12 protein-coding genes are annotated in these 12,871 nt (G+C 52.2%); 1 reads left to right on the top strand and 11 read right to left on the bottom strand.

Features of this window, described 5'->3' with window-relative positions:
- Positions 1-109: 109 nt before the first annotated feature.
- Entirely contained in the window at positions 110-712 is a 603-nt protein-coding gene (locus ACLIN2_RS04565; RefSeq protein ID WP_092267142.1) for a flavin reductase family protein, read from the bottom strand.
- A gap of 185 nt (positions 713-897) precedes the next feature.
- Between ACLIN2_RS04565 and solA the strand changes: the two genes are divergently transcribed.
- On the top strand, positions 898-2,031 hold the full coding sequence (gene solA / locus ACLIN2_RS04560; protein ID WP_411503337.1) for an N-methyl-L-tryptophan oxidase: 1,134 nt from the start codon (positions 898-900) through the stop codon (positions 2,029-2,031).
- A gap of 56 nt (positions 2,032-2,087) precedes the next feature.
- On the opposite strand, the gene ACLIN2_RS04555 is transcribed toward solA, so the two are convergent.
- The 10 genes from ACLIN2_RS04555 to ACLIN2_RS04510 all read right to left on the bottom strand — a co-directional run bounded on the left by ACLIN2_RS04555 (position 2,088) and on the right by ACLIN2_RS04510 (position 12,834).
- Positions 2,088-2,906 carry a protein-glutamine gamma-glutamyltransferase gene (locus ACLIN2_RS04555; protein ID WP_411503336.1) on the bottom strand — a complete coding sequence of 273 codons (819 nt, stop codon included), beginning with the start codon at positions 2,904-2,906 and terminating at the stop codon, positions 2,088-2,090.
- 113 nt (positions 2,907-3,019) lie between these two features.
- Entirely contained in the window at positions 3,020-3,931 is a 912-nt protein-coding gene (locus ACLIN2_RS04550) for a DMT family transporter (protein WP_411503335.1), read from the bottom strand.
- Positions 3,932-4,262: 331 nt separating this feature from the next.
- Positions 4,263-4,961, bottom strand: a complete 699-nt coding sequence (locus ACLIN2_RS04545) for an LrgB family protein (protein ID WP_122961624.1) — start codon at positions 4,959-4,961, stop codon at positions 4,263-4,265.
- On the bottom strand, positions 4,939-5,328 hold the full coding sequence (locus tag ACLIN2_RS04540; protein WP_122925038.1) for a CidA/LrgA family protein: 390 nt from the start codon (positions 5,326-5,328) through the stop codon (positions 4,939-4,941). Before ACLIN2_RS04540 ends, ACLIN2_RS04545 begins: the two co-directional genes overlap by 23 nt.
- A gap of 97 nt (positions 5,329-5,425) precedes the next feature.
- Complete coding sequence (locus tag ACLIN2_RS04535) at positions 5,426-6,310, bottom strand: LysR family transcriptional regulator (RefSeq protein WP_122961623.1); 885 nt, start codon at positions 6,308-6,310, stop codon at positions 5,426-5,428.
- A gap of 245 nt (positions 6,311-6,555) precedes the next feature.
- Positions 6,556-7,941 carry an Ig-like domain-containing protein gene (locus ACLIN2_RS04530; protein ID WP_411503334.1) on the bottom strand — a complete coding sequence of 462 codons (1,386 nt, stop codon included), beginning with the start codon at positions 7,939-7,941 and terminating at the stop codon, positions 6,556-6,558.
- Between the two features lie 83 nt (positions 7,942-8,024).
- A complete protein-coding gene (locus tag ACLIN2_RS04525; RefSeq protein WP_411503333.1) occupies positions 8,025-8,774 on the bottom strand; it encodes an SDR family NAD(P)-dependent oxidoreductase in 750 nt (249 codons plus the stop codon).
- Positions 8,775-8,789: 15 nt separating this feature from the next.
- On the bottom strand, positions 8,790-10,265 hold the full coding sequence (pepV, locus tag ACLIN2_RS04520; protein ID WP_411503332.1) for a dipeptidase PepV: 1,476 nt from the start codon (positions 10,263-10,265) through the stop codon (positions 8,790-8,792).
- Positions 10,266-10,327: 62 nt separating this feature from the next.
- A complete protein-coding gene (gene metA, locus ACLIN2_RS04515; protein ID WP_092267155.1) occupies positions 10,328-11,245 on the bottom strand; it encodes a homoserine O-acetyltransferase MetA in 918 nt (305 codons plus the stop codon).
- A 140-nt stretch (positions 11,246-11,385) separates the two neighbouring features.
- The gene (locus tag ACLIN2_RS04510; RefSeq protein ID WP_092267156.1) at positions 11,386-12,834 is read right to left on the bottom strand and encodes a nicotinate phosphoribosyltransferase; all 1,449 of its coding nucleotides are present in this window, start codon (positions 12,832-12,834) and stop codon (positions 11,386-11,388) included.
- Between the last annotated feature and the right edge of the window lie 37 nt (positions 12,835-12,871).

The following is a 12,871-nucleotide window of genomic DNA, read 5'->3' as shown; positions in this document are numbered from 1 at the left end:
ACCTCCGCCTCGTATATACCCTTCTTTTGATCATACCACTATATAACCGTTGGAGGATATCTTCCAGCATGCAAAAACGCCACTTCACATGGCGTTCCCTACTGTTATTCTATGTCTCGGATCGATAAGTCTTTCCTTTTTCTTCCCCGAGGCCAAAATAGTGGCGAAAATTATAAATGAGCGGATTCCAAGCCTTGGGATCTACGTAGCGGTCACCGATGGCGATTCTCTCATCAGCGTGCACCTGCACCACCTCTGTTTCTACGATGGCAAAGCTCTCTGCGTACTCTGGAATCCGAATGTGGCGAACCTCTGCCTCCAATTGAAGGGGACATTCCGCAATCCGCTCGGGACGCACCGACTTAGATGCTGCTCGGGTGAAGGATCCAGCGGCGAACTTATCCTTTTCATAGCGAAAGCCAATCTCCTCTTTATACGCAGGTACCGGATTTTTTCCGGTCAACGATGCGAGTGCCTCGACCTGGCGCCACATTTCCGCATCAGGCAAATTAATGACGCACGCTGGCCGATCTTTCAAATTTTCCAAGCCCTGTGATCCCACCCCTAAGCCTAAAATAACGAATGAACCTAGTGCCCACGAGGAGGAAATAGGGCTGATGTTGGTAGAACCGTCTGCATTCTCCGTCGACAGCAGGACGACGGGTGCACCGTAGTACAAAATTTTCGGGTGGATGGTAATATGGCTGATCATTTCTGAGGTCTCCTTTGTGATGGAATGGCAACTGCTCCCTCATTCTATCCCGCCATTGTTTCCATCTCCATCGAAGTATGCCTGCTTTTTTCAGGGCAAGCATCTCGCTTTCCTCCCCGCCTTGTAAGATAATAGAAACAGACCAGATGAACGTATAAGTGATCAATGATTTTGGAGGGAGACGTATGGAAAATTACGAGGTCATCATAGTCGGTGCCGGATCAATGGGGATGGCTGCCGGATACTTTTTGGCAAAGCAAGGGGTCAGCACCCTTTTGCTAGACACCTACGATCCACCACACACGATGGGAAGCCATCACGGAGATACCCGGATCATCCGCCACGCTTACGGAGAAGGCAAGCAATACGTTCCACTCGCGTTGCGTGCTCAGCAGCTTTGGCAGGAGTTGGAGGCTGTATCGGGAACGAAGCTTTTTGAACAGACAGGCGTTCTGAGTGCCGGCCCGCTGAAGGATTCCTTCCTGCAGGAGATTCGTGAAAGCGCCGAGACGTACTCGCTTCCTCTGGAGGTCCTGCGTGCCTCTGAAGTCAATGAACGCTGGCCCGGCATCTCGCTGCCCGATCATTATTATGCGTGCCTGGAGACCTCCTCCGGTGTCCTGTATTCAGAAAAGTGCATCAGTGCGTATCGCGAGCAGGCGATTGCGGCAGGTGCTACCCTCTTGCCCCATACACCCGTGACCGCCATTCAACCAGATGGAGATGGTGTCATCGTCCACACAGAAGCACACACCTATCGCGCGGGTAAGCTGCTGCTCAGCGCAGGAGCCTGGAATCCAGCCCTGCTTGCTTCCCTTGACTTGTCTCTGCCGCTATCTCCTACGCGCAAGACGGTCGCCTGGTTCGGATCCGAGGAGGACTTGTACCGTGCTGATAAATTCCCTGCGTTTATTTTTAAGCTGGCCGACGAAACCTCCTACTACGGATTTCCAAGCATCGATCAGGCAGGGGTGAAAATCGGTCGACATGACGGCGGTGTAGAGATCGATCCGGATCGTCTGGAACGCACGTTTGGCGCCCTCTTATCTGATGAAGGTGACGTTCGCTCGTTTCTCGAGACGTACATGCCGCAAGCAGCCGGTGCATTGCGCCAGGGACGTGTCTGCATCTACACGATGACACCGGACGAGCATTTCATCATCGATCGTCATCCTGAGTACTCGCAGATCGTGATCGCTGCCGGCTTTTCCGGTCACGGCTTCAAATTTGCCAGCGCGGTAGGCGAGGCAGCCAGCGAGCTACTTACACAGGGCAAATCTACCCACGATCTGTCCATGTTTTCCCTCCAACGTTTTTAGAAAAGCATTTGAAAAAGCCTCGTTGCCCTATACGGCGCGAGGCTTTCTTTCGCAGACTACCCCCGCCAGCGCTGAGAACCAACTCGCGCCACGATGCGGGTATCGGCCAGTCTACCGTAGACGCCGGCAGTCCGATCGCTAAATCTCGACAAGTAAGCAAAGCCCGGACGCGTCGCCTGTTGAACGAGGTAGGCAGACTGATACGATCCTGGTCTTCTCTCTTCATTCAAAAAGTTGATCAGCATTCCGGCCGTCTTGATACCAGCCCCATGCCCGTAATACAGTCCTCTGCCCAAATCCACGACGTTTTCCCCTTGCCACCAGGGCTTAGCCGGGTTGTAGTCCGGATTGGCAAAATAGAGAATATCTCCCGGCAAAAACGTGTGGGTACTGGCTGTCTGCAGATCCAAATCCTGATCATAGCGCCAGTCGTAAAGCAAAATATCGGCAAACATCCGCTCGAAATCAGCTGTTCGGATCGACTGCAGTGTCGCATGGTACAAAATGATGACCATCGCGGTCGCACACTCGGTCGCGTACAATCTGCCATTTCGGAAGATGTCAATGATTCCCTGCGAAGGCAGTATTCCCTCGCGCAGCCGGAAGCCGCCAAGCTCTGTCCGGTGCCAATAATCCTCATTGCAGCGCGAATCTACAAAAGTAGAAAAAGAGATTCCGCTATCATTCAGCGCTCTGGCCGATCTCACCAGATGATCCCGCATTTTCAGTTCAAATTGCAGCAGCTCAGGCGTCGGGTATTCAAAAGTTTCCGGACTTGCCGCCATTTTCTCGACGACTTCCGTTTGTACCCCGTTTAATCCCCAGCTTCTCACCAGCTCAGACGGGCTGACCTGTCTTCCCGCAATCAAAATCATGGGTATCCCCCTTCTCACACTCCATCATCCTTATGTCTATGCAAAAGTCTAGGTACATGTGTGCTAGAGAAAAACCCCGCCTATTGAAAGGGCAGGGTTTGCGGGATCTGTCTTTAGATTTCAGCCTGTGTCATGCCAGACTTTCTTTTCAAGGAAACATTCTTCAAACGGGAGAAGAGATAGCATCCGATGATGACGATGACACTCCCGAGCAGCTGGGTCGCAGTCATTCTCTCCCCTAGCAAGAGAAACGCCAGGATCGCGGTAAACACGGGGTTGAAGTTCAGGAACATCCCGGCTGCCGTCGCTCCCACCTTTTGCACGCCGACATTCCACATCACCATACTTACGACAGTCGCCAGTACACCTACGTAGAACAGAGACAGCCAGAAGGACCAGGTCGTATTTTGAACGGTGAAGGTCGACAGATTAATTGGCAGCATCAGAGCCACGCCGAAAACGCCGGAGTACAGCGTCGACATCAGAGGAGTCACTGTCTTCATCGCCCACCGCGCACAGACGGAGTAAATGCCCCACATCGCTACAGCTGCCAGCATCCACAAATCGCCTACATTAAAGTGAAGATTGGAAATATGCGACAAATCCCCTTTGCTCATGACCACCAGTACGCCACCAAAGGAAATGAACATCGCGACAATCTGGAGCGGTTTGATTTTATCCTTTACCAGTAAAAAGGAAAAGATGGCAATCGATACTGGATTCAGCGTAGATAACAGACCGACATTCGTCGCATTCGTTCTCTCCAGCGCCCAAAACATAAAAAGGTTGAACAACGCGACACCCGTTACCCCCATCAAAATCAGCGGGAGCACAGCCTGCTTGGTCGGCAAAATCCGCTTTTCGCGAAACCAGACCATAGGGATCAGAAAGACGACCGCGATCATCCAGCGTAAATCAGTCAGCGTCAGGGACGAAGCATGCCCGACCAAAAACTTCCCTACAACAAAGTTCCCTCCCCAAAGAAAGCTCGTGCACAGCAAGAGGGCGGCATAGATCGGTTTCATAAAGCCTCCTTGATGAATAAGTTCATAGCTAGTCTGTCCCCTATCATACACCTTTCGCAGACGTTTGGGCGGGCGTAATCCATTTTTCCATGAAAATCAGTTCATCTCGGTTAAAATGATTAATCCAGTTTCTTTTGGATTTTCTCGGGTGTATCGGAGCGTGACAGCTGTATGCCGGCACGACGCCACAGGGCGACGACCTCCTCCCATTGCTCCAGAGAAAACGATCGGATGTTCATGACAACCTCATTCTTTCCTAATAAATATTTATGCAAATATTTTTATAATTATACAATTTTCCCATAAGAAAAAGGGGCTGTTTTTGGCCCCCTTACATTCCCATCCACGTCAAAATTACCGGAAGCAGAATAAATGCCCATACCACGGTCATGACCGCGCCTGCGATGACGGCGAGCGTCGCGCTGCTGCCTTCCAGATCGCCCTGCTCCAGGGCTTTCGCCATTCCCAGCACATGCGCGCCCATGCCGTACATCAAGCCGATCGAAACCGGATGCCGCAGTCTCAGGTGCTTGATGAGGGTCGGTCCCCAGAATACGCCGGCAAAGCTCGTCAGCATCACGAACAGGGCCGTCAAAGACGGAATTCCCCCGATTGATTCCGACAGACCCACCGCGATCGGCAAAGTGATCGAGCGCGGAATCACACTGATTGCCGCTTCTTTTCCCAAACCAAGCAGCATCGCGGTCGAAACGCCAGCCAGGATCGCGATCAATGCCCCAGTAGCCAAACTGCTCACGATCATCCGCCAATGGGACATCAGTATGCCCCAGTTGCGATAGAGAGGGATCGCAAAAGCAACTGTGACCACGCCAAGCATTTCACTTAAAAGCTCTGTGCCCGCCTGATATTCCTGAAAAGGGACTCCGCTCACGAGCAGCAAGACCATAATTCCTAAAGGGGCGACGATAGCCGGTGAAAAGAGCAAGATAGGCTTTTTTCGATTCAGCTGTTTGGCTGCCACAAAGAAAAGGATCGTGACGAGAATGCTACAAATTTTCCACAGAGTCACGCCGCTTCACCTCACCCAATTTGAACATCCGCTCAGCAATCACGCCTGTCGAAATCATCACCAGTGCTGACCCACTGACGACGATGATCAAAACGAGCAAGCCTTTCATGCCCAAAAGCCACGGATATTGCATGATCCCGGCGATGGCAGGTACGAAAAACAAAATCATCTGGGAAAACACCAAAGTCGCTCCTGCCTGTACCCAGCTCAACCGAATCCATCCGAGCTGCAAGCACAGAAACAGCATCCCCATACCGATCAGACTTCCTGGAATATGTAACGGCAAAACCATCGAAATCCATTTTCCTGCCCAGGCAAACACGTACAGCAGCAAAACCTGCGGCAGTGCTAAGAGCCATGATCTCATCCTGACCACCCCGACTTCTCATGTTGGTAGGTCCATTTTATCTGCTCTCTGCATTATTCGTACAATACATAAACATCATGAACTCTATTCCATTTGGTTATGGAGAAAGATGCTGCTCAGCAAAGGAGATGAACGCTCGTGCTGCGTGCGAAAGGTAGTGGTCCTTTCGAAAAATCAGTGCGTACTGCCAGTCGATCTTCGGGGAAGAGATATTGATCGTCCGCAGCTCACTGTTGTTCAGGCGTCTCACAATCGAACGGGGAACGAGCGATATCCCGAGCTGCGTCGCCACCAGCTCCCCGACGAAATCCCATAGCGAGCTCATGTAAGCGACCTGCGGCTCAAAGCCTGCGCGCAGACATGCCTGCTTGACCACATCGTGAATGGCGTACTCTTCCGTAAACAAGATAAAGGCTTCCTCACGCAGCTCCGCCAGGCTGATTGACTCGCGTTCGGAGATCCAATGCTCCCGATGGACGATCGCGACCAAGTCTTCTGCCTGCAAGGGAACTGCATCGAACTTTTCCGTATCGGCAGGAAGAACGGTCAGACCTACATCAATGCTTCCCTGCTCTACGTGTACCTCCAGCAGCTTGGCGCTGTATTCCTTCATCTCGATATCGATGCCCGGATACTGCTTTTTAAACAGAGCGATGACATTCGGCAGTAAAAACGATCCTACCGTCGGCATCATGCCCATTTTGACACGTCCGCGCTCCATGTTGCGTATTTCTCCGATGGATAAGGCCAGACTGTCCATCAAGTGAAGCACCTTTGTCGCATGATCGTAGACCAGCTCCCCTGCATCTGTCAGCTCCATTTTTCGCTCGGACCGATCCAGCAGTACGACACCCAGCTCTTCCTCCAGAGCTTTCATCATTTTGCTGATGGAGGGCTGCGAGACGTGCAGGGTGTTGGCAGCCTTGGTAAAGCTTTTCTGTTTTGCCACTTCCACAAAGTACTGCAGTTGCCTGATGTCCATGAGATGCCCCCGTCGTGTCCTGTGCTGTGCGTGCGAAATTCTTCTTTCTACTAGCTTACCACAGGGCTGCAGCTGCCCGCGTACACCACGTTAGAAAACTTGGCTGCGCCAAGCCTTTTGCACCCAAAGGGTACAGGTCGCAGTCTTAGTTGCACTTATACTGGATAAGAATCCTATAAACTCTTACTGTAAAAAAAAAAGACCGCCATCGTGGCAGTCTTCCTTTTCCTGATCCTGATCTTTCCCTATTTTACTGTCACAGAGACACTGACGATCTTTCCGTTGTAGGTCACGATCACATTTGTGCGGCCTGCTTTGACAGCGGTAATCTTGCCGCCTTCCACTGTTGCCACTTTTTGATTCACCGAAGTCCAGTCAGCCTCGAGCGTTACATCTGCTTTCGTCTTATCTGTGTAGAGCGCGGACGCTTTCAATTCCTTCGTCTCGCCCTCTTTTAGCGTCACTTGCTTCGTGTCCGCCTCCAGCTTGGACAGCACAGCAGACTCTACCGAAATCGTGACGGTTTTGCCTCCGTACTTGGCGGTCAGCTTTGCCTTTCCTGCTCCTACACCCGTTACTACGCCACCTTCTACCGTAGCCACTTCCGGATTGCTCGTCGTCCACTCTGCTTTTTCCGTTACGTCTACCTTGTCACCGTTTGACAAGCTCGCCGTCAGCTTAAGGGACTCGGTTTTCCCCGGGTGCACGTACGCGACCTTCTTGTCCAGCGCCAGCTTGGAAATGATATCGACTTCCACGGGCAGCGTCACGGTTTTTCCTCCGTACGTTACCGTAATTTTTGTTTTGCCTGGTCCTACCGTTGTCACAAGCCCTTTGTCCACGGTGACAACTTCACTGTCGGCACTTGTCCATTTTGCCTCTTCTGTGACGTTTGCCGTCTTTTTGTCCGTATAAGTAGCTGTAGCTGCGATTTGCTTGGTCTCATCATTGCGCAGGACGAGTTTTTTCTGATCCACTGCCAGCTTGGAGATGATGTCGACCTCCACGGGCAGCGTCACGGTTTTGCCTCCGTATTTTACCGATACCTTCGTTTTTCCTGAGCCTACTGCAGTCACAAGTCCATTCTCGACTGTAACCACTTCACTGTCCCCACTGAACCATTCTGCTCCTTCTGTGACAATTGCCGTAGACTTGTCCGAGTAGGTCACCGTAGCAGTGATTTGCTGGGTCGCTCCCTCGCGCAGCGTGAGCTTTTTCTGATCCACGGCCAGCTTGGAGATGATGTCGACTTCCACGGACAGCGTTACGTTTTTCCCGCCGTAGCTCGCCTTGACTTTGGTCTTTCCGGAATCTACCGCTGTTACCAGCCCCGCTTCCACTGTGGCAACTTCGCTGTCGGAGGAGGTCCAGTCGGCTTTTTGTGTGACGTCCTCTTTCGTTTTATCCGTGTAGGTAACCGTCAGAGCAAGCTGCTGGGTCCCATCCTTTTTCAGCTTCACCGATGTGGCACTGGCACTGAGCTTGGATATTTTCTTTTGTGTTTGATCCGTTTTTTCCGTTTTCGCATACACAGGTACTTGACCCGCACCTGCCAGTACGACTCCGCATGTCAAAACGGCCGCTAGCATGGCTTTCTGCCAGCTGCGAACGAGCTTGCGGTCTCTCTTCATGTTGATCTCTCCTCTACACGCCATTTTCCACTTTTTTCTATATCGGCATTTGAAGAGTACGTGTGAATAGGAACTTTGCTCTATTATCTTCCACCGCTCACATTGAAAATCTCACCCGTAATGTAGTTCGCAGAATCCGACGCCAGAAAAGCAATCATCTCTGCAACGTCTTGCGGCGACCCTGCTCGTTTCAAGGGGACTGTCGGCAAAAACTGCTGCAGCCTCTCCCCTGATGAAAATTTCTCATGCCACGCTGTGTCGATAATACCAGGCGCAACCGCATTGACGAGAATTCCCTGATCGGCAAATTCTCTCGCCATCCCGATCGTCAGCGTGTTGACTGCTCCTTTGGCAGAAGCATAGTGCACACTTTCCCCGGCCCCTCCAAAGCGAGCCGCCCCTGATGAAATATTGATAATTTTCCCTTCCCCTCGAGGCAGCATGTCGCGCAGTACGGCCTGCGAGCAAAAAAGCACGCTTTTGACATTGACCGCGTAAGTCTTGTCCCACAGCTCCTCCTGAAGCTCCATGAACCTGCTCGGCTGTATGCCTGCGCCTGCATTGTTCACCAGGACGTGAATCGACCCGAACCGCTCCAAAACCTCAGAGGCCATCCGGTTCACTTGGTCTCTATCCGACACATCGGCAGAAAAGAGAGCACAGTCACCACCCTCTGCCCGGATCTGCGCCGCTGCTTCTTCCGCTCCTTGCAGATTGGAATGGTAGTGGATCGCCACTTGTGCCCCGCGAGATCCCAACAGCTTTGCAGCAGCACACCCAATGCCAGAGCTCGCACCCGTTATAAGTACAACCTTCCCTTGCAGATCATGCACGTCTCATCCGCTCCCCTACTCTTCCTCGTGAAAATCTGCATTCGCAAGCTCATAGATCGCTCTCGCATACATCGCGGCGGACAGCAGCAGATCTTCCACCTCGATGTACTCATCTGCCTGATGAGCGAGCGACGTTTTGCCGGGGAAGAGCGGACCAAAGGCAACGCCATTGCCAATGTGGTACGCATACGTGCCTCCACCGGTTGACAGGAGCACTGGCGCAAGCCCCGTCATCTCCTGGTACACGCGCTGCAAAATACCGATCATCGGATGGTCCTTTGCTACATGATGACCTTTTTTCAAGAGCGGAGGCTCGATGACAAAGCCGTATTTCCCGACTCTTTCGGCGATTCCCTCCAAAATCCGGCTCGCCTCATCCGTCACCGGGTAGCGCAAATTGATGTGAAAAAACGATTCGCCATCCGGCTCATACTGCAAGATCCCACTATTGATTGTGAGTGCCCCAGATATCTCGTCCGCAGAGGCAATCCCCAACGCTTCTCCGGCGTAGTCCTCAAACAGGTACTGATCCACGCAACGAAGGAATCGCTCTGCCTCCTCCTGAAAGGAATGCGCAACGAGAAAATGCACCAGCTCCAGAGCCGCATTGATCCCAAGCTCGGGCTCCATACCGTGCGCCGCTTTTCCTTCCATCGAAAGGACCAGCTGCTCTGCCTCGATCCGTGCTGCCCCCTTGCTTCCACGAGACTCGCAGTAGAGACTGTAAGCTGCTGCCATCTCGCTTAGCCGCTCTGTCTCTACTGCCGTAAGCACTGCCCGAGCTGACTTTGGCACCATGTTGGCAGTGCCGCCACCGAAAAAGGAAAGCAGACGCCACGGAGCTGCCGTTCCCTGTCCAGCGACATTCCTCACCGCCACAGACGGGTCAGACGTCCTTTTCCCCAGCATGATCCGTGTATTGATCTGCCCTTTTTCCGCATGAACGATGGGAAAGTCCGCATCTGGCGTAAAACCTGCGAGCGGCAGCTTTTCCGTCTCGCGGTATCGCGCCATACAGCGGCTCCCGCTCTCCTCATCCGTCCCGAAAATGAAGCGGACGTTATGCTGGAGGGAAAGCCCCAGCTCCTTGATCATTTTCATGCCGTAGTAGGCAGCGAGGGTCGGTCCTTTGTCATCAATGGCTCCACGGGCAAACAGCTTGCCCTCTCGCATCGTCGGCTCGTAAGGCGGTGAAGTCCAATCTCCCGTCGCTGCTACGACATCCAGATGTCCCAACACCGCTACGTAATCATCACTCTCGGAGTCCCCAAGCTGGGCATAGCCGACGTAGCCCTCCAGATTTGCCGTTCGAAAACCATCTCGCTCTGCCAGATCCAGCATGTAGTCCAGTGCGCGCCCGATTTCCTTTCCCATCGGTGCACCGGGCTCACTCGTCTGTCCATCCTTTACGCTAGGGATTCGCAAAAGTCCGTATAGATCCTCGAACAAGCTTTCTTTTCTCTTGCTCACTTCATCCTGCCAGTTGATCATAGTTACCCTCCTCTTCTATGCAAAAAACCATCCGATCGGCTCGGATGGTGAAACGGCGGTTTTTACTTGCTTTGTTTCAAATCGTAAGGCGTTTCCTGGTAGACGTAGTAGTTCAGCCAGTTGGAGAACAAGAGGTTGGCATGCGCGCGCCAAGTGACGATCGGCTGACGGTCGGGGTCGTCTTTTGGGTAGTAGTTTCGTGGTACCGCTATGTCCAGACCTTTGTTGATGTCACGCCTGTACTCGTCCTGCAACGACGTCGGATCGTACTCCGAGTGACCGGTCACGAAAATCTGCCGTCCGTCCTTGGTAGCGACGAGATAGACACCGGATTCCTCGGATTCCGACAGAATTTCCAGCTCTGGCACCTTTTCGATGTCCTCCCGACGGTTTTCCGTATGACGGGAGTGCGGGATGTAGAAATAGTTGTCAAATCCGCGCAGCAGTTTCACGTTTTGCTTGTTCAGCGTATGCGGGAAAATTCCGAACATCTTCTCTGGCAAAGGATGCTTAGGAACGCCGAAGTGATGGTAAAGTCCCGCTTGCGCTCCCCAGCAAATGTGGAGCGTCGAAGTAACGTTTTCCATCTTCCAGTCAAGGATTTCCTTCAATTCATCCCAGTACGTCACTTGTTCGAATTCGAGCTGTTCAATAGGTGCTCCCGTGATGATCATCCCGTCAAAACGCTGATCCTTAATTTCTTCAAACGTTTTATAAAACATCGACAAGTGCTCTTCCGATGTATTTTTCGACGTATGGCTGGACATGTGCAGCAACACGATCTCCACCTGCAGCGGTGTATTCCCCAGAAGGCGGAGGAGCTGAGTTTCCGTCGTTTCCTTGACAGGCATCAGGTTTAAAATGACGATGCGCAGCGGCCGGATATCCTGCGTGAAGGCTCTGCTCTCCTTCATCACGAAAATATTCTCCCCCGCCAGTATTTCGGTTGCTGGCAATTCGTCAGGCAATTTAATTGGCATGTTTAATCCCCCTTCCCATCCTTTGCAAAAAAGCAGGCAGAAAAAATAATCCGACTAATTTGAAAAAGCTACATTCCTATCTGCTAGGATAATAGCTGGAAAGTAAAAAAGCAACGTCCTTCAGAACGTTGCTTCACACGTTACTTCGACATATATTCTTTCATTAACCGATTCTTCGTCTCCCATACCTCATCACTCATATACAAGCGGTAGTGCTCCGGATTGAGCATCCGCAAATACTCGGGCCAGAACAGGTCCAGCTGCTGGCGATGATAGAGGCGGATCTCCTCGAGAGACGGCAGCTTATACACGAGCTCGCCATCGAGGAAGACCGGTACCAGAAGCGCTTCGGATTTGTACTTTTTCAGCTGCTTGTTCAAGTACGGATGGCTCGGATTAAACAGATGCAGGGATTCCCCTTTCGGCACCAGCTCCTCATGCGGGAAGCACAGGTAGTCCGCAATGGCTTTGTTCGTCTCCGGATCAATCAAGCGGTACATATCCTTGATACCCGGATTCGTCACTTTCTCCGGGTTGCCCGAGATCTTGATTGTCGGCAAATATTCTCCGTCTGCCCCTTCGCGCGCAACCAGCTTGTAAACGCCACCCAATGTCGGCTGATCCGCTGCTGTAATCAGCTGTGTTCCGACTCCCCAGCTGTCTACACGGGCTCCTTGTACTTTCAGATTCATGATGGTGTGCTCATCAAGATCATTGGAAGCGACGATCTTCACGTAAGGCAGCCCTGCTTTGTCCAGCATCTCTCTGGTTTTGATAGAGAGGTAGGCAAGATCTCCGCTGTCCAGTCGTACGGCAGACAGTCGCTTGCCTTCTGCCTCCAGCCGCTTGCCCAGCTCAATGGCGTGCGGCACGCCGCTGTTCAACGTATCGTACGTATCCACGAGCAGCGTCACTTGACCGGGCAATGCCTGTGCGAAGCGGTCAAAGGCTTCTTCCTCGCTGTCAAAGCTCTGTACCCAGGAGTGGGCATGCGTGCCCTTTGTCGGGATGTCAAACATTTTGCCTGCCAGCATGTTGGAGGTAGCATCAAAGCCTGCCAAATACGCCGCTCGCGTCCCCCATAGTGCAGCATCCGCTTCCTGTGCCCGCCGCGTACCGAATTCCATCAGGATGTCAGAGCCTGCCACGTTTTTAATGCGGGAGGCCTTCGTTGCGATCAGCGTCTGGTAGTTCATGTAGTTCAAAAGCGCAGTCTCTACCAGCTGAGCTTCCATCATGCGGCCCTCGACTCGGATCAGCGGCTCGTTCGGAAATACCAGTGTCCCTTCCTTTACGGAGTACAAAGAGCCTGTAAAGCGCAGCTGCTTCAGCTCCTCGAGGAACCCGGGATCGTAATTTTCCTCCTGCTCACTCAAATAGACCAGATCACTTTCTTCAAAACGGAGATTTTGTATGTAAGCGACAATTCTAGCTAGTCCAGCCGATACCGCATAGCCGTTGCCAAAGGGCAGCTTGCGGAAATAGGCTTCAAACACCACTTTTTTGTTATGCGTCCCATTGATCCAGTGGGCGTACATCATATTAATCTGATATTTATCTGTGTGCAGTACCACACCTGTCGATTGCATGAACATAAGCCTCCTGTATCTTCCTTTCCCCCATCAT

The organism is Brevibacillus centrosporus (assembly GCF_046622605.1).
Taxonomy (GTDB): Bacteria; Bacillota; Bacilli; order Brevibacillales; family Brevibacillaceae; genus Brevibacillus; species Brevibacillus centrosporus.
This window is presented reverse-complemented; position numbering and strand designations above follow the sequence as displayed.

Excerpts from the sequence above, each read along its gene's own strand:
- metA (WP_092267155.1), bottom strand. The coding sequence starts at position 11,245 with ATGCCAATTAAATTGCCTGACGAATTGCCAGCAACCGAAATACTGGCG.
- ACLIN2_RS04530 (WP_411503334.1), bottom strand. The coding sequence starts at position 7,941 with ATGAAGAGAGACCGCAAGCTCGTTCGCAGCTGGCAGAAAGCCATGCTA.
- ACLIN2_RS04540 (WP_122925038.1), bottom strand. The coding sequence starts at position 5,328 with ATGAGATCATGGCTCTTAGCACTGCCGCAGGTTTTGCTGCTGTACGTG.
- solA (WP_411503337.1), top strand. The coding sequence starts at position 898 with ATGGAAAATTACGAGGTCATCATAGTCGGTGCCGGATCAATGGGGATG.
- ACLIN2_RS04510 (WP_092267156.1), bottom strand. The coding sequence starts at position 12,834 with ATGCAATCGACAGGTGTGGTACTGCACACAGATAAATATCAGATTAAT.
- pepV (WP_411503332.1), bottom strand. The coding sequence starts at position 10,265 with ATGATCAACTGGCAGGATGAAGTGAGCAAGAGAAAAGAAAGCTTGTTC.
- ACLIN2_RS04550 (WP_411503335.1), bottom strand. The coding sequence starts at position 3,931 with ATGAAACCGATCTATGCCGCCCTCTTGCTGTGCACGAGCTTTCTTTGG.
- ACLIN2_RS04535 (WP_122961623.1), bottom strand. The coding sequence starts at position 6,310 with ATGGACATCAGGCAACTGCAGTACTTTGTGGAAGTGGCAAAACAGAAA.
- ACLIN2_RS04555 (WP_411503336.1), bottom strand. The coding sequence starts at position 2,906 with ATGATTTTGATTGCGGGAAGACAGGTCAGCCCGTCTGAGCTGGTGAGA.
- ACLIN2_RS04565 (WP_092267142.1), bottom strand. The coding sequence starts at position 712 with ATGATCAGCCATATTACCATCCACCCGAAAATTTTGTACTACGGTGCA.